The 19,977-nt window shown below is 68.7% G+C and carries 18 protein-coding genes; all 18 read right to left on the bottom strand.

Features of this window, described 5'->3' with window-relative positions; translation table 11 throughout:
* Positions 1 to 25 precede the first annotated feature (25 nt).
* Positions 26 to 1,492, bottom strand: coding sequence for a glutamate synthase subunit beta (locus SOM10_RS02785; RefSeq protein WP_053096090.1), 1,467 nt, complete (start codon positions 1,490 to 1,492; stop codon positions 26 to 28).
* Positions 1,485 to 6,008 (bottom strand): glutamate synthase large subunit, encoded by a 4,524-nt coding sequence (gene gltB, locus SOM10_RS02790; protein ID WP_320489741.1) that lies wholly within the window; start codon positions 6,006 to 6,008, stop codon positions 1,485 to 1,487. The genes SOM10_RS02785 and gltB overlap by 8 nt, the downstream gene beginning before the upstream one ends.
* A 135-nt stretch (positions 6,009 to 6,143) precedes the next feature.
* Positions 6,144 to 7,172 carry a prolipoprotein diacylglyceryl transferase gene (gene lgt, locus SOM10_RS02795; RefSeq protein WP_053096092.1) on the bottom strand — a complete coding sequence of 343 codons (1,029 nt, stop codon included), beginning with the start codon at positions 7,170 to 7,172 and terminating at the stop codon, positions 6,144 to 6,146.
* Positions 7,173 to 7,182: 10 nt separating this feature from the next.
* Complete coding sequence (gene trpA, locus SOM10_RS02800; RefSeq protein ID WP_053096094.1) at positions 7,183 to 7,986, bottom strand: tryptophan synthase subunit alpha; 804 nt, start codon at positions 7,984 to 7,986, stop codon at positions 7,183 to 7,185.
* Positions 7,983 to 9,251, bottom strand: a complete 1,269-nt coding sequence (trpB, locus tag SOM10_RS02805) for a tryptophan synthase subunit beta (protein ID WP_320488302.1) — start codon at positions 9,249 to 9,251, stop codon at positions 7,983 to 7,985. Before trpB ends, trpA begins: the two co-directional genes overlap by 4 nt.
* Positions 9,251 to 10,021 (bottom strand): indole-3-glycerol phosphate synthase TrpC, encoded by a 771-nt coding sequence (gene trpC, locus SOM10_RS02810; RefSeq protein WP_053099114.1) that lies wholly within the window; start codon positions 10,019 to 10,021, stop codon positions 9,251 to 9,253. Before trpC ends, trpB begins: the two co-directional genes overlap by 1 nt.
* Positions 10,022 to 10,023: 2 nt before the next feature.
* Positions 10,024 to 10,269, bottom strand: coding sequence for an HGxxPAAW family protein (locus tag SOM10_RS02815; protein ID WP_053096098.1), 246 nt, complete (start codon positions 10,267 to 10,269; stop codon positions 10,024 to 10,026).
* 48 nt (positions 10,270 to 10,317) lie between these two features.
* On the bottom strand, positions 10,318 to 10,908 hold the full coding sequence (locus SOM10_RS02820) for a Trp biosynthesis-associated membrane protein (protein WP_285365525.1): 591 nt from the start codon (positions 10,906 to 10,908) through the stop codon (positions 10,318 to 10,320).
* Complete coding sequence (gene hisI / locus SOM10_RS02825) at positions 10,905 to 11,264, bottom strand: phosphoribosyl-AMP cyclohydrolase (protein WP_056278765.1); 360 nt, start codon at positions 11,262 to 11,264, stop codon at positions 10,905 to 10,907. The genes SOM10_RS02820 and hisI overlap by 4 nt, the downstream gene beginning before the upstream one ends.
* On the bottom strand, positions 11,261 to 12,022 hold the full coding sequence (gene hisF / locus SOM10_RS02830) for an imidazole glycerol phosphate synthase subunit HisF (protein ID WP_320488307.1): 762 nt from the start codon (positions 12,020 to 12,022) through the stop codon (positions 11,261 to 11,263). The genes hisI and hisF overlap by 4 nt, the downstream gene beginning before the upstream one ends.
* The gene (hisG, locus tag SOM10_RS02835) at positions 12,022 to 12,864 is read right to left on the bottom strand and encodes an ATP phosphoribosyltransferase (protein WP_053096106.1); all 843 of its coding nucleotides are present in this window, start codon (positions 12,862 to 12,864) and stop codon (positions 12,022 to 12,024) included. Before hisG ends, hisF begins: the two co-directional genes overlap by 1 nt.
* A gap of 38 nt (positions 12,865 to 12,902) precedes the next feature.
* The gene (locus SOM10_RS02840; RefSeq protein ID WP_017202142.1) at positions 12,903 to 13,166 is read right to left on the bottom strand and encodes a phosphoribosyl-ATP diphosphatase; all 264 of its coding nucleotides are present in this window, start codon (positions 13,164 to 13,166) and stop codon (positions 12,903 to 12,905) included.
* Positions 13,163 to 13,843 carry a ribulose-phosphate 3-epimerase gene (gene rpe / locus SOM10_RS02845; RefSeq protein ID WP_053096108.1) on the bottom strand — a complete coding sequence of 227 codons (681 nt, stop codon included), beginning with the start codon at positions 13,841 to 13,843 and terminating at the stop codon, positions 13,163 to 13,165. Before rpe ends, SOM10_RS02840 begins: the two co-directional genes overlap by 4 nt.
* Positions 13,844 to 13,846: 3 nt before the next feature.
* On the bottom strand, positions 13,847 to 15,409 hold the full coding sequence (locus SOM10_RS02850) for an RsmB/NOP family class I SAM-dependent RNA methyltransferase (RefSeq protein WP_320488314.1): 1,563 nt from the start codon (positions 15,407 to 15,409) through the stop codon (positions 13,847 to 13,849).
* Positions 15,406 to 16,326, bottom strand: coding sequence for a methionyl-tRNA formyltransferase (fmt, locus tag SOM10_RS02855; RefSeq protein WP_285365522.1), 921 nt, complete (start codon positions 16,324 to 16,326; stop codon positions 15,406 to 15,408). Before fmt ends, SOM10_RS02850 begins: the two co-directional genes overlap by 4 nt.
* A 66-nt stretch (positions 16,327 to 16,392) precedes the next feature.
* On the bottom strand, positions 16,393 to 18,375 hold the full coding sequence (locus SOM10_RS02860) for a primosomal protein N' (RefSeq protein ID WP_320488316.1): 1,983 nt from the start codon (positions 18,373 to 18,375) through the stop codon (positions 16,393 to 16,395).
* Between the two features lie 7 nt (positions 18,376 to 18,382).
* The gene (gene metK / locus SOM10_RS02865; RefSeq protein WP_053096114.1) at positions 18,383 to 19,576 is read right to left on the bottom strand and encodes a methionine adenosyltransferase; all 1,194 of its coding nucleotides are present in this window, start codon (positions 19,574 to 19,576) and stop codon (positions 18,383 to 18,385) included.
* A 93-nt stretch (positions 19,577 to 19,669) separates the two neighbouring features.
* Complete coding sequence (rpoZ, locus tag SOM10_RS02870; protein ID WP_042536631.1) at positions 19,670 to 19,927, bottom strand: DNA-directed RNA polymerase subunit omega; 258 nt, start codon at positions 19,925 to 19,927, stop codon at positions 19,670 to 19,672.
* Between the last annotated feature and the right edge of the window lie 50 nt (positions 19,928 to 19,977).

Genomic DNA, 19,977 nt, shown 5'->3' on the forward strand with positions numbered 1-19,977 from the left:
TCAGGCGACGGTGCCGCCGCTCAGCCTACGCGGGCTGGAGACCGATAGCGACTTCATGTGGTCGCACCGGCTCGGGCAGCACGGTGGTCCCCATGAGGAATCGGTCGACGTTCGCCGCAGCCGCGCGGCCCTCGGCGATCGCCCAGACGATCAGCGACTGTCCGCGACCGGCATCGCCGGCGACGAAGACGCCGGGAACCGTGGACTCGTAGCTGTCATCACGTCGGAAGGCACCGCGGTCGGTCACCTGCGGGAGGGTGTCCTCGGAGTAGCCGTCCTGCTCCGGACCGGTGAAGCCCATCGCGATCAGTACCAGATCTGCGGGGATCTCGCGCTCCGTCCCGCTCTTGGGAACCCGGCGGCCGTCGATGAACTCGGTCTCGGCGACGCGGAGCGCGCGCACCTCGCCCACATCGTTCGAGAGGAATTCGACGGTCGAGGCGAGGAAGACCCGCTCGCCGCCCTCTTCATGTGCCGAGGAGATCTCGAACAGCGTCGGCATCATCGGCCAGGGCTGGTGGCCCGGTCGCTCGGTGCCTGGCTGCTTGCCGATCGCGAGGTTCGTGACGCTGATCGCGCCCTGACGGTGTGCGGTGCCGATGCAGTCCGCACCGGTGTCACCGCCACCGATCACGATGACGTGCTTGCCCTCGGCGGTGATCTGCTCCGGCACCTTGTCACCGGCGACCGCGTGGTTCGACTCGACCAGGTACTCCATCGCGAAGTGCACTCCGTCGAGGTCGCGACCGGGGATCGACAGGTCGCGCGGAACCGTGGATCCGGTGGCGATCACGATGGCGTCGTAGCGGGCGCGCAGGTCGGCCCATGAGATGTCCTTGCCGATCTCTACTCCGGCGCGGAAGCGTGTTCCCTCTTCCTGCATCTGGCGAAGGCGCGACTCGAGCTGCCCCTTCTCCATCTTGAAGTCGGGGATCCCGTAACGCAGCAGGCCGCCGATGCGGTCGTCGCGCTCGAACACCGCGACCGTGTGACCGGCGCGCGTGAGCTGCTGAGCAGCGGCGAGACCGGCAGGGCCGGACCCGACGACCGCGACGGTCTTGCCCGTCAGGCGGGCCGGTGGCTGCGGTTCGACCCAGCCCTTGGCGAACGCCTCGTCGATGATCGAGACCTCGATCTGCTTGATCGTGACAGGAGGCTGGTTGATGCCGAGCACGCAGGAGCTCTCGCACGGTGCCGGGCACAGGCGACCGGTGAACTCCGGGAAGTTGTTGGTCGCGTGCAGGCGATCGATCGCCGCACGGCCCTCGCCGCGCCAGGTCAGGTCGTTCCACTCGGGGATCAGGTTGCCCAGCGGGCAGCCCTGATGACAGAACGGCACGCCGCAGTCCATGCAGCGACCTGCCTGCCGCTTCAGGACGGCCTGGTCGCCGGGCTCGTAGACCTCTTTCCAGTCCATGATGCGTACGGGCACAGGGCGACGCGGGGGAAGCTCACGTTCTGTGACCTTCAGAAAACCTTTGGGATCAGCCACCGGTCACCTCCAGGATGCGGTTCCAGACGATGTCGCCGTCGGGGTCGATGCCCTCGGCGACTGCTTCTTCGCGCATGCTGCGGACTGCCGCGTAGTCGCGAGGAAGCACCTTCGTGAACTGGCCTGCGGTCTCATCGAACCGTGCCAGGATGTCGGAGCCGAGCGGCGAGGCCGTGCGCTCCACGTGTGCCACGATCAGGCTCCGCAGCACTTCGAGGTCGGCTCGGTCGAGCGGTTCGAGCCGGAGCTCGCCGCTGCCGAGCGACTGGGCGTTGATCTTGCCGCTGTCGAGCGAGTGGATGTAGGCCACTCCCCCGGACATGCCGGCGCCGAGGTTGCGACCCGTCGAGCCGAGGATCACCGCGACGCCGCCCGTCATGTACTCGAGCGCGTGGTCGCCCACTCCCTCGACGACGGCTGTCGCGCCGGAGTTGCGCACGAGGAATCGCTCGCCGACCACCCCGGAGAGATACATGGTCCCGGACGTCGCGCCGTAGCCGATCACGTTGCCGGCGATCACGTTCTCGTGCGGAGCGATGGCAGCCCCGCGAGCGGGACGGATCGAGATGTCGCCGCCCGAGAGCCCCTTGCCGACGTAGTCGTTCGCGTCGCCCTCGAGTCGAAGCACGATCCCAGAAGGCAGGAAAGCGCCGAGCGATTGACCGGCGGTGCCGTGCAGCGTGACGTCGATGGTGCCGCTGGGAAGCCCCGCGGCGCCGTGTCGGGAGGTGACCTGGTGACCCAGCATCGTCCCGACGGCGCGTTCGGTGTTCGCGATCGGCAGCTCGACCACCACCGGTTCGCCGTTGAGGAGCGCCGGCTTGGCGATGTCGATGAGCTGCACGTCGAAGTGCTTCTCGAGCTCGTGATCCTGCGTGCGGCGGCTGCGACGCGGCTCGCTCGCCGGGAATGCCGGTCCCTCGAGCACGGGGCTCAGGTCGAGGCCCTCCGCCTTCCAGTGCTGGAGTGCGGCGTTCGCCTCGATCAGCTCGGTGCGGCCGACGATCTCATCGATCGAGCGGTAGCCGAGCTCGGCCAGGATCTCGCGCACCTCTTCGGCGATGAACTCCATGAAGTTCACGACGAACTCCGGCTTGCCGGTGAAGCGCTCGCGCAGCACGGGGTTCTGCGTCGCGACGCCCACCGGGCAGGTGTCGAGGTGGCAGACGCGCATCATGATGCAGCCGCTGACGACGAGCGGAGCCGTCGCGAATCCGAACTCCTCCGCGCCCAGCAGAGCGCCGATGATGACATCGCGTCCCGTCTTGAGCTGGCCGTCGACCTGCACGACCACGCGGTCGCGCATGCCGTTGAGCATCAGCGTCTGCTGGGTCTCGGCGAGGCCGAGCTCCCACGGCGTTCCCGCGTGCTTGAGCGAGTTCATCGGGCTCGCACCCGTGCCGCCGTCGTGACCTGAGACCAGGATGACGTCGCTCAGAGCCTTCGCGACACCCGCCGAGACCGCGCCGATGCCCGACTGGCTGACGAGCTTCGTGTGGATCCGCGCCTCGGGGTTGGCCCGCTTCAGGTCGAAGATGAGCTGCTTCAGGTCTTCGATCGAATAGATGTCGTGGTGCGGCGGGGGCGAGATGAGTCCCACACCGGGTGTTCCGCCGCGCGTGCGCGCTACCCACGGATACACCTTCTGCGGAGGCAGCTGACCGCCCTCGCCGGGCTTCGCACCCTGGGCGAGCTTGATCTGGATGTCGTCGGCCTCGGTGAGGTACAGGCTGGTGACGCCGAAGCGTCCCGAGGCGACCTGCTTGATCGCGCTGCGGCGCTCGGGATCGAGCAGACGGTCGGCATCCTCCCCGCCCTCACCCGTGTTGGACTTGCCGCCGAGCCTGTTCATGGCGATCGCGAGAGTCTCGTGTGCCTCTTTCGAGATCGATCCGTAGCTCATCGCGCCGGTCGAGAACCGCTTGACGATCGCCGAGGCCGGCTCGACCTCGTCGAGCGGCACGGGCTTGCGCGTACCGGTCCGCAGCGAGAACAGACCGCGCAGCGTCTTGAGCTCCGCCGCCTGATCGTCGACCATCCTGGTGTACTCGCGGAAGATGTCGTAGCGGCGCTCGCGTGTGGCGTGCTGCAGCTTGAACACCGTCTCCGGGTTGAAGAGGTGCGGGGAACCGTCGCGACGCCACTGGTACTCGCCACCGGTCCAGAGGCGCTCGTGAGCGCGAGCAGCCTCATCCTCCGGGTAGGCGTAATCGTGACGAGCCTGATTCTCGATGAAGATCTCTTGGATCCCGATGCCGCCGAGCTTCGACTCGGTGCGGGTGAAGTACTTGTCGATGAACTCCTCGCTCAGACCGACGGCCTCGAAGACCTGTGCGCCGGCGTACGACGAGACGGTCGAGATGCCCATCTTCGACATGATCTTCAGAACGCCCTTGCCGAGCGCGTAGATCAGGTTGCGGACGGCCTTCTCGGGGCTGATGCCGGTGATGTAACCGGTGCGCACCAGGTGCTCCACGGTCTCCATCGCGAGGTACGGGTTGACCGCCGACGCGCCGTATCCGATCAGCGTCGCGACGTGGTGCACCTCGCGGACGTCACCCGCCTCCACGATCAGACCGACCTTCATGCGGTTCTCGCGACGGATCAGGTGGTGATGGATGGCCGAGACCATGAGAAGCGAAGGGATCGGGGTCAGATCCTTGTTCGAGTCGCGATCCGACAGGATGATGAACTCGGCACCGCTCTCGATGGCCTCATCGACCTCGTCGCACATCTCGGTCAGACGCTTCTCGAGCGTGTTCGAGCCGGCGTCGAAGTGGTACAGGCCCCTGATCGTCACGCTGGAGCGATCGGGAAGAGCCTTGTCGATGTGACGGATCTTCGCGAGCTCGTCGTTGTCGATGACCGGGAAGTCGAGCGACACCGTGCGCGTGTGGTCGGGACCCCAGGTGAGCAGATTGCTCTCGGGGCCGAGACCGAGCTTCAGACTCGTGACGACCTCTTCGCGGATCGAGTCGAGCGGCGGGTTGGTCACCTGCGCGAACTGCTGAGTGAAGTAGTCGAAGAGCAGGCGGGGACGCTTGCTGAGCACCGCGATCGGAGTGTCGGATCCCATCGCGCCGAGAGGCTCGACACCGTTCTGGCCCATCGGGGTCAGCAGGATGCGCACCTCCTCCTCCGTGTAGCCGAAGGTGCGCTGACGGCGGGTGATCGATGCGGGCGGGTGCACGATGTGCTCCCGCTCGGGAAGGTCGGCGAGCCGCACGGAACCGGCATCCAGCCATTCCTGCCACGGGTGCATGGTCGCGAGATCGTGCTTGATCTCCTCGTCTTCGATGATGCGTCGCTGCGACGTGTCGACGAGGAACATCTTGCCGGGCTGCAGGCGTCCGCGACGCTTGATCCGCTCGGGTTCGAAGGTGAGCACACCGGTCTCCGAGCCGATGACGATGAGGCCGTCGGTCGTCTCGGTCCAGCGCCCGGGGCGGAGCCCGTTGCGGTCGAGGGTCGCGCCGACGACGGTGCCGTCGGTGAAGATGAGCGCCGCCGGGCCGTCCCAGGGCTCCATCTGGTTCGAGTGGTACTCGTAGAACGAACGAAGCTCCGGAGAGATGTCGGACTGCTTCTCGTACGCCTCGGGGACCATCATCATGATGGCGTGCGGCAGGCTGCGGCCGGTGAGGGTGAGCAACTCGAGCACCTCGTCGAACGACGCGGAGTCGCTGGCACCGTCGGTGCAGATCGGCAGCAGCGGCGCGACATCGCCCAGCAGCTCGGATTCGAGCTGCGACTGGCGAGCGCGCATCCAGTTGCGGTTGCCGCCGACCGTGTTGATCTCGCCGTTGTGCGCGAGCATGCGCAGCGGCTGAGCGAGCGGCCAGGAGGGGAACGTGTTCGTGGAGTAGCGGGAGTGCACGACCGCGAGCTCGGACATGAAGCGCTCGTCCTGCAGGTCGGGGTAGAACGGCTCGAGCTGCAGCGTCGTGACCATGCCCTTGTAGCCGAGAGTGCGGGCGGACAGCGTCACGAAGTAGGCGCCGAGCTCGTGACCGGCGCGTTTGCGCAGTCGGTATGCGACGCGGTCGAGGGCGATGCCGGTCAGCGGGGCGTCCGAGTGCGTCGCTCCCCCGGCGCTCACGAAGAGCTGCTCGAAGGCGGGACGCGCCTCGTCGGCGAGCTTTCCGAGGTTGTCGTTGACCGTCGGAACCTCGCGCCAGCCGAGGACGCGGAGTCCCTCCGAGCGGGCGATCTTCTCGATGCCGGCCTTCTGCTGGCGGCGCTCGCTGGAATCGCGCGGCAGGAATGCCAGGCCCGCGGCGTACTCGCCGACCGGGGGCAGTTCGAAGTCGGTGACGGCGCGCAGGAACGCGTCCGGCATCTGCGTCAGGATGCCCGCGCCGTCTCCGGTGCCGGCATCCGAGCCGATCGCCCCGCGGTGCTCCAGGTTGCGCAGCGCTTCGAGCGCGAGCGCGATGATGTCGTGGCCCGCCTCGCCGCGGAGGGTCGCGACCATGGCGAGGCCGCAGGCGTCCTTCTCGAACGCCGGGTTGTACATGCCCTGCTTCGGGGGGTAAGCGCCGGAAGCGCCGTAGGGAGGCTGAAAATACACCAGTACCGTCCTCAGATCTTCGGATGACCCGGGGGCGTCATTGGCCGGGTGGATGCGATGGGGTCCGCACGGACCGGTGGGCTATCGAGCGCCTTCCGAGTCCGTGGGAGCGGTGCTTGTGGCGCTGGCTCCTGCGGCGACTTCTTCGGACGGAGGCTCACTCACGTCCACGAAATCGGAGGGATTGTTCTGCGATTCTACATCAGCGTCGAGGTCCTTCCGGCCGCGGCCGGGCTGGTAGGGCGACGGCTCGAGACCGGGGTGACGGCGAGACTGGACGATGAGGATCGCGATGCCCACGATGATGCCGATGATGGCGGCCCACACGTTGCTGCGGAGACCCAGGATGATCTCGCTCGGATCGATGCGGATCGACTCCCAGACCACACGTCCGGCGCTGTACCAGATGAGGTAGATGGCGAAGAGCTTTCCCCACTGGAACGCGGTCGCCTTGCGGCTCAGCCAGAGCAGCACGATCACGCCGAGACCGTTCCAGATCACCTCGTACAGGAACGTGGGGTGGAAGAGCGTGCCCTCGGGGAGGCCGGGAGGGAACGCGGAGTTGTCGGAGGGGATCTCGAGGCCCCACGGCAGGTCGGTGGGCAGACCGTAGAGCTCGTTGTTGAACCAGTTGCCGAAACGGCCCATGGCCTGTGCGAGCAGGAGCCCGGGTGCCAGTGCGTCGGCGAAGGTCCAGAAGCGGATGCCGGTCCAGCGGCATCCGAGGTACGCGCCCACTGCGCCGCCGATGAGGGCGCCGAAGATGGCGATACCGCCCTCCCAGATGGCCCAGACGGATCCGGGTTCGAAGGGGTTCCAGGTGTTCCTGCCCTCGCCGAAGTAGAAGTTCGGGTGGGTCAGGACGTGGAAGATGCGCGCGCCGATGATGGCCAGCGGAACGGCGAGGATCGAGATGTCGATCACGACCCACGGCTCTGCACCGCGCTTGGTGAGGCGGTGGTTGGTGAGCAGTACCGCCGCGATGATGCCGGCGATGATGCAGAGCGCGTAGAAGTGGATCCGGAGCGGGCCGAGGTCGATGTAGGAGACCGTGGGGCTCGGGATGCTGGCGAGCACGCCGCTGAAGGTGCTGTGGAGCGCGAGGGACATGAGTGCGATTCTAGTTCTCGTGTACGGGGCGTGCCGACGACGTGCCGACCGCCAGGTTTCGGGTGACCTCTGCGAGGGCGGGGATGCCGCCGTCGCGGAGGGCGCGGACGAGTGCGGTGCCGACGATGGCGCCGTCCGCGTATTCGGAGACTCCGGCGATCTGCTCGGCGGTCGAGATGCCGATCCCGACGCAGGCGCGGATGTCGCCGTGCTCGCGAAGGCGTCCGACCAGGGTGCGCGCAGCGCGGTCGAGCTCGGTGCGCTCACCGGTGATGCCCATGGTCGAGACGGTGTAGACGAAGCCGGTGGACGACTTCACGACGAGGTCGAGGCGCTCGTCGGTCGAGGTGGGCGCGGCGAGGAAGACGCGGTCGAGGCCCGTGCGCTCGCTCGCTGCGATCCACTCCCCTGCCACGTCAGGGGTGATGTCGGGCGTGATCAGGCCCGCTCCCCCCGCGGCCAGCAGGTCGTCCGCATAGCGATCGACGCCGTACTGGAACACCGGATTCCAGTACGTCATGACCAGGACGGGCACATCGGTGGCGTCGGTGATCGCGCGCACGGCCGTGAAGAGGTCCTTCATCTTGAAGCCGTTCGCGAGAGCCGCGGTGGTCGCCTCCTGGATCACGGCGCCGTCCATCACCGGGTCGCTGTAGGGCGGTCCGAGCTCGATGATGTCGACGCCGTTCTCGGCGAGGGCGATGGCGGCGCGGATGCTCGTCTCGAGGTCGGGGTAGCCGACGGGGAGGTATCCGACGAAGGCGCTGCGGCCCGCGTCATGGGCGGCGGCGATCGCCTGTTCGACGCGGCTCACAGCTCCGGCTCCCCCTTCGACGCGGCTGCTTCGACGTCGCTCTCGTCGGCGACATCGTGCGCGAGCGCCTCGGCGTCGTAGAGGTCGAAGTAGCGGGCTGCTGTGTCCATGTCCTTGTCGCCGCGACCCGACAGGCAGATCGCGAGCACGGCGTCCGGACCCATCTCACGTCCGAGGCGCAGGGCGCCCGCGAGGGCGTGGGCGGACTCGATGGCGGGGATGATGCCTTCGGTGCGGCTCAGCAGGCGCAGCGCCTGCATGGCCTCGTCGTCGGTCGCCGGGATGTACTCGGCGCGACCGATGTCGGCGAGCCAGGAGTGCTCCGGGCCCACGCCCGGGTAGTCGAGACCTGCGGAGATCGAGTGCGACTCGACCGTCTGGCCGTCTTCGTCTTGGAGGACGTAGGTCTTCGCGCCGTGCAGGATGCCGGGACGCCCACGCTCGATGGAGGCCGCGTGGCGAGGTGTGTCGACGCCGTCGCCGGCCGCCTCGACTCCGTAGAGCTTCACGCCGGCGTCGTCGAGGAACGCATCGAACATTCCGATCGCGTTCGAGCCGCCTCCGACGCACGCGATGACCGCGTCAGGCAGTCGGCCGACCTCGTCGAGCAGCTGCTGGCGAGCCTCTTCGCCGATGATCTTCTGGAAGTCCCGAACCATCGCGGGGAACGGGTGCGGCCCCGCCGCGGTGCCGAAGATGTAGTTGGTCGTCTCGACGCTCGCCACCCAGTCGCGGTACGCGTCGTTGATCGCGTCCTTCAGCGTGCGCGATCCGGAGGTGACCGCGATCACCTCGGCGCCGAGCAGTCGCATCCGCGCGACGTTGAGCGCCTGGCGCTCGGTGTCGACCTCGCCCATGTAGATGGTGCAGTCGAGGCCGAAGAGAGCGGCAGCGGTAGCCGTGGCGACGCCGTGCTGGCCTGCCCCCGTCTCGGCGATCACGCGGGTCTTGCCGAGGCGCTTCGTCAGCAGCGCCTGCCCCAGCACGTTGTTGATCTTGTGCGAGCCGGTGTGGTTGAGGTCCTCGCGCTTGAGGAACACTCGCGCTCCGCCGGCGTGCTCGGCGAACCGGGCGACCTCGGTGAGCGGCGACGGGCGCCCGGCGTAGGAGCTGAGCAGAGACGCCAGCTCGTCGCGGAAGACCGGATCGACGATCGCGTCGGCGTATGCCGCCGAGAGCTCGTCGATCGCGGCGATCAGCGACTCGGGCATGTAGCGTCCGCCGTAGTCGCCGAACAGTGGACCGTGCTGGTCTCGCAGGCTCATCACGCCTCCAGGAAGCTCTTGAGTGTGGCGACCGGGTCGCCCGTGACGAGCGCCTCCCCGATCAGGACGACGTCAGCGCCCGCTGAGCGGTAGTGCCTGACGTCTTCAGGTGTGAGGACCGCGGATTCCGCGATCTTGACCGCGGTCTCAGGGATCCGGTCGACGAGACGGCCGAAGAGATCGCGGTCGAGCTCGAGGGTCTTCAGGTCGCGCGCATTGACGCCGATCAGCGATGCCCCGAGATCGATCGCGACCTCGAGCTCGTCGGCCGAGTGCGTCTCGACGAGCGGCGTCATGCCGAGCTCGGTGATGAAGCCGAAGAGCTCACGGAGCACATGCGGCTCGAGCCCCGCGACGATCAGCAGCACGAGATCGGCACCGGCGGCTCGTGCTTCGAGGACCTGATATCGATTCGCGATGAAGTCCTTGCGCAGCACGGGAAGGGACACGCGCGCGGTGACGGCTTCGAGATCGGCGAGGCTGCCGCCGAACCGGCGTTCCTCGGTCAGGACGCTGATCGCCGACGCGCCGCCCGTCTCGTACAGCGACGCCTGGAAAGCGGGATCCGGGATCTCGGCCAGGGCGCCACGCGACGGGCTCGCGCGCTTCACCTCGGCGATGATCTTCACGCGCTCGGCGGGAGCGAGGAACGCCAGGGCGTCCTTGGCGGCGGGGCGTGCGAGAGCATCGCGTTCCACCTCGGCCAGTGGCCTGGTGAGAGCGCGACGCTCAGCGTCTGCGACTGCGCCGGCCGTGAGGTCGGCGAGCACCATTAGTGCGCCTTCGGCGAGTACTTGGGGCCCTTCACGCCGTAGCCGGCCCTCGCGAGCAGCCAGCCCACGAGCGCGCCGATCGGGATGATGGCCGCGCCGACCCAGATCAGGGCGACCCAGACGGGGCTGAACTCGGCGAGGCAGAACGCCAGCGTGCCGATCGTGAAGCCGGCGAGCATGATGATGACGCCCGTCCATGCGGCAGGCGAGTGTCCGTGGCCGGGGTCAGCGATCGGGTTGGTCATGGTCTCCTCCGGGGGACGACGTGCTGGTTCGGGTCAAGTCTATCGGGGTCATCGCGTCGGGTCGGTTCCGCGAGACAGGTCGTCCCACGAATCGATCGCGTCCACGGGGCCGGCGGTCGCGTCCACATGTGCGGCATCGGTGCGGTAGCGGCGGCCGCCGCGCTTCCAGCGGCGCCACGTGATGAGCACGACGAGGGATGCCGCGAGCAGGATGACCCAGCCGATGAGCGTCATGACGGGCCAGGCGGAGAGCTCGATGCCGGCGACCACGTCCGTGATCGCCGAGCTCCCGGCGAGACCGGTCGTCTCGGTGACGGTGGGGCCGACAGCGCTCAGCGGCTCGGTCAGCACCAACTGGAGCGTCGTCCACCCGAGGAAGAGCGCGGCAGCGGTGGCGAGCACGCCGAAGATCAGCCGGAGCACGGGACCGACGATCGAGAGCGCGATGCCGAGCGCCAGCACGGCGAGGCTGAGAGGCGCGAGCAAGGGCAGCGCCGACGCCCCCGGCACGAGGATCGCCTCTCCCGCATCGGTGCGCGCGACGGTCAGCCAGGTCTGCGTCGACGAGATGATGCCGATCGCACCGGAGAGGAGGAACCCCGAGACGGCGATCGACCGGCCTCTGCGTGCGAGCGTCATTCTGCGGAGCCCCCCTCGACGGCCTGCAGGTCGGTCGTGTCGAAGCAGGTACGCGTGCCCGTGTGACAGGCCGGTCCCGTCTGGTCGACACGAAGCAGGATCGCATCGCCGTCGCAGTCGAGCCGCGCCTCGTGCACCACCTGGATGTTGCCCGAGGTGTCGCCCTTGCGCCAGTACTCCCGGCGGGATCGAGACCAGTAGACCGCACGTCCGGTGGTGAGGGTACGTCGCAGCGCCTCGGCATCCACCCAGGCGAGCATCAGGACCTCTGCAGTGTCCCACTGCTGCACGATCACCGGTGCGAGACCGTCGTCATTGAAGGCGACCTGCGCGATGCGCTCTTCGACGTCGCTCATCGGACGAGCACTCCTTCCGCACGCAGTGCATCCTTCACGTCGCCGACCGTGAGCGCGCCGGTGTGGAACACGCTGGCTGCCAGAACCGCATCCGCCCCGGCCTTGATCGCCGGAGCGAAGTCTGCGGCCTTGCCTGCTCCGCCCGACGCGATCACGGGCACGGAGGCTGCCTCGCGCATCAGCTTCACCAGCTCGAGATCGAAGCCGTCTCGCGTGCCGTCGGCGTCGATCGAGTTGACGAGCAGCTCGCCCGCGCCGCGTTCAGCGGCCTCTCGCGCCCAGTCGAGTGCGTCGAGGGTGGTCTGCGTGCGTCCGCCGTGGGTGGTGACCACGAAGCCGGATGCGGTCGTGTCGGCCCGCTTGACATCGAGCGACAGCACGAGCACCTGCGCCCCGAAGCGGTCGGCGATCTCGCCGATCAGCTCGGGGCGCGCGATCGCAGCGGAGTTCACACCGACCTTGTCGGCTCCGACGGACAGCAGGCGTGACACGTCGTCGACGCTGCGGACTCCCCCGCCGACCGTCAGCGGCACGAACACCTGCTCGGCGGTGCGCTGGACGACTTCGTAGGTCGTCGCGCGTGCATCGACCGTCGCGGTCACGTCGAGGAAGGTGATCTCATCGGCGCCCTGCGCCGCGTAGTGGCGGGCAAGCTCGACCGGGTCGCCCATGTCGCGCAGGTTCTCGAAGTTGACTCCCTTGACGACGCGGCCGGCGGCGACGTCGAGGCAGGGGATGACGCGACTCGCGAGCGCCATCAGAGCCTCGCGTTGTGGATCGCCGTGACGAGGATCGCTCGGGCACCGAGAGCGTAGAGCGCATCCATCACGGGGTTGACCCGCGCGCGGGCCACCATGACCCGCACCGCGACCCACTCGGGGTCGCGCAGGGGCGAGACGGTGGGAGACTCGATGCCGCCGGCGATCTTCACGGCGTCGTCGAGCAGAGCGAGCGGCAGGTCGTAATCGATCATCACGAACCGGCGGGCCACCATGACGCCGCGGAGACGGCGGAGAAGCGTCTCGGATCCCTCGGCGTCCTGCGGACCCGCGATCAGCACGGCCTCGGACTGCAGGATCACGGGACCGAAGACGTCGAGCCCCGCTTGACGCAGGGTCGTGCCCGTCTCGACGACGTCAGCCACGGCGTCGGCCACACCGAGGCGCACGGCGGACTCCACCGCACCGTCGAGCGGCACGAGGTCGACCGCGATTCCGCGCTCATCGAGGAACGCGTCGACGAGACCGGGATACGAGGTCGCGATGCGCAGACCGTCGAGCTCGGACACCTCGGTGTAGCGCCCCGAGGGCGCGGCGAAGCGGAAGGTCGAGCCGGCGAAGCCGAGCGCCTCGATCTCGCGCGCGCCGGGCATGCGGGCGTCGAGAAGCAGGTCGCGACCGGTGATGCCGACATCGATGGCGCCGGAGCCGACGTACGTCGCGATGTCCTTCGGACGGAGGTAGAAGAACTCGACGTCGTTGTCGCTGTCGACGACGTGGAGCGTCTTGGGGTCACGACGACCGGCGTAGCCGGCCTCCGCGAGCATGTCGGCGGCCGTCTCGGAGAGAGAGCCCTTGTTGGGAACAGCAATGCGCAGCATGGGATGCCTTCAGATCGAAGCGAGTGGGGCGGAGCGCTTCACAGATGTCGGTAGACGTCCTGCAGGCTCAGGCCCTTCGCGAGCATCATCACCTGCACGTGGTACAGCAGCTGCGAGATCTCCTCTGCAGCGGCCTCGTCGGACTCGTACTCGGACGCCATCCAGACCTCGGCAGCCTCCTCGACGATCTTCTTGCCGATCGTGTGCACGCCGCCGTCGAGCTCTGCAACCGTGCCTGATCCCTCGGGGCGGGTCTCGGCCTTGACGCTGAGCTCGGCGAACAGCTCGTCGAAAGTCTTCACGATTCCAGGCTAGCGGCTCTGGCGCGGTCTCTGAGCCGGGTGACGGCCGCCTCGACGTCGTCGGCGCCGTAGACCGCGGATCCTGCGACGAAGGTGTCTGCGCCGGCGGCGGCCGCCGCCTCGATCGTCGCATCGGAGATCCCGCCGTCGACCTGCAGCCAGACGTTCGACCCTCGCCGCTTCGCCTCGTCGGCGAGAGCGCGCAGCTTCGGCATCGTCTCGGGCATGAATCCCTGCCCGCCGAACCCTGGTTCGACGGTCATCACGAGGATCTGGTCGAACTCCTCGAGCACGCTGTAGAGACCGTCCGCGGGTGTGTCCGGCTTGATCGCCACTCCGGCCCTCGCCCCGATGCTGCGCAGAGTGCGGGCCAGCGAGATCGGATCGGCGGCGGCCTCGAGGTGGAACGTGACGCTCGCGGCACCGAGCTCCGCATACGCGGGAGCCCACCGCTCGGGGTCGGTGATCATCAGATGCACGTCGAGCGGGATCGGGCTGGTCGCCTGGATCCGCTCGACCATCTGCGGCCCGAACGTGAGGTTCGGGACGAAGTGGTTGTCCATGACGTCGACATGCGCGAAGTCGGCAGTGGCGATCTTGGCGAGATCACGCTGCATGTTCACGAAGTCGGCGGCCAGGATGCTGGGGTTGATGCGCGGTGCGCGGGGCAGGTCCACTCTCTAGTCTCCTTGCTCGGCGCTGGCGTCGCGCTGATCGGTGTCTGCTCGTCGGAGGAGCGCGAGGAACATCGCATCGGTCCCGTGCCGGTGCGGCCACAGCTGGACCCGCCCGGTGCCGTCGCTGCCGAGATCGATCGGTGAGGTCACGACACCCTCGAGGACCGCACGCGCATCGAGCTCGGTGATGTCGGTGCGGCCACGGAGCACCTCCTGGACGACGCCCGTCGTCTCGGCGAGATGCGGCGAGCAGGTCGCGTACGCGACGATGCCGCCGGGCGCCAGCGCGTCGAGGGCCGCCGAGAGCAGTTCGACCTGCAGCGGCACCAGCTCGGCGACATCACCGGGGGTCTTGCGCCATCTCGCCTCGGGCCGCCGCCGCAGAGCCCCGAGTCCCGTGCACGGCGCATCGACGAGGATGCGATCGAACTGGCCCGCGTGGGAGGTGCCGAACGTGCGGCCGTCCTCTTCATGAACCACGACATCGGCGGGCACGGCGCGCAGGGCGTTGCGGACGAGTCGCGCACGGGTGGGCACCACCTCGTTCGCCTCCAGCGACACATCGTGCTGTCGCGCGACCGCCGCGAGCAGCGCCGTCTTGCCGCCGGGGCCTGCGCACAGGTCGAGCCAGCGTTCGCCGGAACGGATCGGCGCAGCTTCGGCGAGAGCCAGTGCGACGAGCTGCGACCCTTCATCCTGCACACGCACCGTGCCGCCCGAGGAGGCGATCACGTGGTGCGGGTCGCCGCCCTGAGATCCGTAGGCCGTCGGCGCATACGGTCGACGTGGCTCCCCGGGCTCGGCGAGGCCGGGCAGAGCGACGAGAGTGACCTCCGGCGAGGCGTTGTCGGCGTCGAGTAGGTCGTCGAGCTCCTCGACGCGACCTTCAGCGGCCAACGCGCGACGCAGGGCACGGATGACCCAGACGGGGTGAGCGGAGCGCAGCGCCAGCCGCTCGTCGTCCGACCGCGCGGAGGACTCGATGCGCTGCTCCCACTCCCCCGGCGTCTCGCGGGAGATTCGCCTCAGCACGGCGTTCGCGAAGCTGGATGCACCGCGGCCCTGGGTGGCGGCGACGATGTTCACCGACTCGTTGACGGCCGCGTGCGACGCGACGCGGGTCGCGAGCAGCTGATGGGTCGCGAGTCTCAGCGCGTCGAGCACACCGGCGTCGATCTCCTCGACAGGCCTGTCGGCGGCCGCGGCGATGATCGCGTCATACGTTCCGCGGCGTCGCAGTGTGCCGTAGGCGAGTTCTGTGGCGAGAGCGGCGTCCTGTGGAGTGAGTCCTGCGTCCGCGATCGCGGCCGGAAGGATCAGGTTCGCGTAGGCATCCGATTCCGACACCGCCCGCAGCACGTCGTAGGCCACGCGCCGCGCAGGCTGCACCGTGCGCTGCGGCGCCGTGCGCTGCGGGCCGCGGAACTGTCCGTCGCGCTTCCCGCCCCGAGCCTGGCCGTCACGTGGACGCTGATCGCGCGGCGTGCTCGGTCCCGAACGGGATCCGCGGCCGGACTCGCCGCGACGCGGCTCGCGACGTGCGCCGTCGTCCTGCCGCCCGCTCATGCGCCGGCTCGCAGGTTCTCGGTGTCGCGCTGCCCGCGCCACCAGTCGACCGCGCTCATCGCGCCCTTGCCCGAGGGCTGCACACGCGTGACCGCGAGCGGGGCCGAGGCCGTTCCGATGAGGAGAGCGGACTTGGTCGCGGTGAACGCGCCCGGCGCGAGGGCGACGTCGCTTTCCGAGGGAGTGGCCTCCAGCACCTTGAGGCGGATCCCGTCGACGGTCGTGTGGGCGCCCGGTTCGGGGGTGACTCCACGGAACCGCGCGAACACCTCGCTGAGCGGGCGGGTCCAATCGAGCAGACCATCGTCGAGAGTCAGCTTCGGGGCCAGCGACGCCTCCCCCTCCTGGGGCACAGCGCGCGCAGTGCCGTCGGCGATGGCCGCGACCACTTCCGCCGTTAGTTCGGCGCCATCGAGAGCGAGTGCGTCGAGTGCGGCATCCGCCGTCGCCTCGGGAGCGACCGCGACGACCCGCGTCGCGAAGACATCACCGGCATCGAGCGCGGGAACGAGCTGGAACACACTGGCGCCCATCTGCGCATCGCCGTTGATCAGTGCGCGCTGCACGGGTGCGGCACCGCGCCACTGCGGGAGGAGCGAGAAATGCAGATTGATCCAGCCCTTCGACGGTGTGGAGAGCAGCGGCTCGCGAACGAGTCCGCCGTACGCCACGATCACACCGAGCTCGACATCGAGCGCGGTGATGGCGGCCGTCGCGTCGTCGTCGAGACGAGCCGCCTTGATGACCGGCAGTCCGAGCTCGTCGGCGGCGTGAGCGACAGGCGACGGCGTGAGCACCCGCTTGCGGCCCAGCGGCGCGTCCGGGCGGGTGACGACCGCAGCGATGTCGTGCTCGGCCGCGAGGCGGCGGAGTGTGGGGACGGCTGCCGACGGTGTGCCGGCGAAGACGAGACGCATGAAGGTGCTCCGGAGGGATGCGGGGGTGGATCGGGTGAAATCGGAGCGCGAGGTGGTTCTTCGCGTTCAGAGTTCCGGATCGAGGATATCGAGTCGAACCGTGAGGGCGCTCCGAGTCGACTTGCCCTTGCCCCGCCGGTTGCTGACCGCTTCGGCGACGACCGCGGCCCGCAACGTGGTGGCGACCCTGGCACCCGCGCTGTAGTCGAACCGGATCAGGGCCCTGACACGCGGCGGGTAGTCGTCAGACTCGATCGGCACCGGGCCGAGTACCGCGTCGGAGGGCAGAGCGAGCTCCTGCAGCGACGCCAGCGCTCTCGCCACGGATGCCGTCGACCCCTCGACCAGCGCGACCCTCGCAGCCGGCGGCATGTGCAACGGCGCACGTTCGGAGAGCTCGGTCCTCGCATAGGCGGACTGGCTCCAGGTGGCAAGCGCTCGCGCGATCGCTCCGTCGACGCCGACCAGATGGATGGGAGCACCGGGAGCCGCGAGTGCAGCCGCGTTCGACCACCAGCGCAGACAGGACTCGCCGATCCGCAGGTCGGGGGCCTGGAGCATCCTCGGTCCGTCGAGCAGGACCACGGCACGGTATCCGCCCTCCGCCAGCGGCTCGGCCCCCCGTGTCGCGACGACGAGGGCCGGCTTGTCGGCGACGCGCTCGACCGGATGAGCGCTGTCTGCCACGATGACCCGGATTCCGGGGAACGCCTTGCCCAGCTCATCCGCCGTCCGCTCGCTGCCCGAGGAGGCGAGGCGCAGCTTGGTCGACGCGCACGCCGGGCACGCCCACGCTCGGGCTCCCCTGCCGCACCAGGCGCACACCGGCACGGCACCACGGTGCTTGGCTCCGAGCGGTCCGCCGCAGTGGGCGCACCGTGCAGGCGCCCGGCATTCCGCGCAGACCAGCGACGGGGCGAACCCCGGTCGTGACACCTGCACCAGCACCGGTCCCTCGGCTGCGGCATTGCGCGCGGAGAGGAACGCGGACGACGGCATCCGCTGTGCAGTCGGAGCATCCATCTCCTGGGGTGTGCTGAGGATCACGCGCGGCAGCACCCGACGCGCGGCCCGGACATCCTGCAGCCATCCGTGGGCGACGAGGCGTTCGACGTCGGTGGTGCGGGTGTGGCCGACGAACAGCAGTGCGGATCCCTCCTGCTCCTGACGGAGGAGAGCAGCGTCCCGTGCGTTGATGTACGGCGCGAGCGGCTCGCCGAGGAGAGGATCGCCGTCGTCCCACACAGCGACGACGCCCGCACGAACCGGCGCGTACACCGCAGAACGATTGCCCACCACGATGCACGGCGCGTCCTCGAGCGAGCGGAGGAACGCGCGGTACCGATCGGGGTTCGTCTGGCGCGAGTCGAAGCGCACGACGGCCTGGTCAGGGACATACGAGCCGAGAGCGGCGAGCAGCTGATCGAGGTCGCGGTGGTCAGGCACGACGAGAACACTGGAGCGGCCCGCTGCCAGCGTCCGCGCCGCTGCGGACGCGAGAAGAGCCGCCCACCCGGGATCGTCCTGATGGCGCACGGGGATCGCCTCGACCGCGGCCCGGCCGCCCGCATCGAGCACATCGGCGAGCGAGTCGTAGGACGCGATCAGCTCGGATGCGGCCGAGAGTGCTTCGTCTGATGGGGCGAGCTCCGGGGAGTCGTCGCTCCAGGCCTTCTCCACCCGCACCTGGCGCTTCGGGATGACGAGCCGCAGGACGTCGGAGGCGGAGCCCGCAGCGCGATCGGCGGCGCGGCGCGCGAGGCGGTAGAGACGCTCCGGAAGCACCGCCACAGGGGATACGACGCTGTCGACCTCGGACAGTGGCCTGTCGCCATCGTGTTCGGTGTCGAGTTCGACGACGTAGCCGTCGATGACACGACCGGCGGTACGCAGGGGCACACGCACGCGCACACCCAGAGGGACGTCTCCGAGCTCCGCAGGCACGGCGTAGTCGAAGAGACGATCCAACTGTGGAAGCGGCGAGTCCAAGAGCACGCGCGCGATCCTCCGACTCTGCGATGTCAGAGGAGAAGGGACGCCATCAGGCATGCGGCCCTCAGAGTCCTGCAGCGCGCCGCAGCTCTTCCGCGCGGTCGGTGCGCTCCCACGTGAACTCCGGCAACTCGCGTCCGAAGTGCCCGTAGGCGGCGGTCTGCGCGTAGATCGGGCGCAGGAGGTCGAGCTGCTCGATGATCGCCTGGGGACGCAGATCGAAGACCTCGTCGATGGCGCGCGTGATCACCTCGTCGGACACCTTGCCCGTGCCGAATGTCTCGACGTAGAGACCGACCGGACGAGCGACCCCGATCGCGTAGGCGACCTGGACCTCGAGACGGTCGGCGAGTCCTGCGGCGACCGCGTTCTTGGCCACCCAGCGCGTGGCATAGGCGCCGGAGCGGTCGACCTTCGACGGATCCTTGCCGCTGAAGGCACCGCCACCATGTCGCGCCGCTCCGCCGTAGGTGTCGATGATGATCTTGCGTCCGGTGAGTCCGGCATCGCCCTTGGGGCCGCCCGTCACGAACGGACCGGCGGGGTTGATGTAGTACGTGAGGTCGCCGAGATCGAGCCCCGTGGAGGCCAGGATCGGATCGATCACGTGCTCGCGCACCTGAGCCTTGAGGTCGTCCTGCGAGATGTCGGGGTGGTGCTGGGTCGACAGCACGACGGCATCCACGGTCTTGGGGGTGAAGCCCTCATATCCGAGAGTGACCTGGGTCTTGCCGTCCGGGCGCAGGAACGGCAGCGCACCCGATCGTCGGACCTCGCTGAGCCGCTCCGCGATGCGATGCGCGGTCCACGCAGCCATGGGCATGAGCTGCGGGGTCTCGTTCGTCGCGAAGCCGAACATGATGCCCTGGTCGCCAGCGCCGAGGCCGTCGAGAGGATCGATGGAGCCGCCGTCGCGGTGCTCCTGGGCGTTGTCGACGCCGTGGGCGATGTCGGTCGACTGCTCTCCCACCGAGATGCTCACACCGCAGGAATCTCCGTCGAAGCCGGTCTCGCTCGAGGTGTAGCCGATGCCGTTGACCACCTGGCGGACGATCGTCGGGATGTCGACGTACGCCTCGGTGCGGATCTCGCCGGCGACGTGGACGAGACCGGTGGTCACCAGCGTCTCGACGGCGACCCGGGAGCCGGGGTCTTTCGCGATGAGTCCGTCGAGGATGCTGTCCGAGATCTGGTCGCAGATCTTGTCGGGGTGCCCCTCGGTGACGGACTCGGACGTGAACAGACGCAGCGCGCTCATCAGGGCTCCAGAACGGAATCGGACAGCAGGAAGGGGGTGGCTCCCATGATGGACCGCACCGCCGACATCAGTCGGCGGTGCGGTCATCGGACGTCACTCGGCGTGACGGAGGCGGAGCTTGTCCTCGTTGATCTCGTGCAGAGCGATGGTCAGCGGCTTGTCCTCGACGGACGAGTCGACGAGCGGCCCGACGTTGTCGAACAGGTTGCCCTCGTGGAGGTCGGAGTAGTAGTCGTTGATCTGACGGGCGCGCTTGGCGGCGTAGATCACGAGCTCGTACTTCGAGTCGACCCGGTCGAGCAGGTTGTCGATGGGGGGATCGATGATTCCGTTGGTGTGGTGTCCGGCCATGGTGGGACCTCCTGATCAGGCGACGGGATCGTCGCGAAGACGGTGATGCG

Origin of the sequence: Microbacterium sp. CFBP9023 (assembly GCF_034045055.1) — a bacterium.
Classification (GTDB): domain Bacteria; phylum Actinomycetota; class Actinomycetes; order Actinomycetales; family Microbacteriaceae; genus Microbacterium.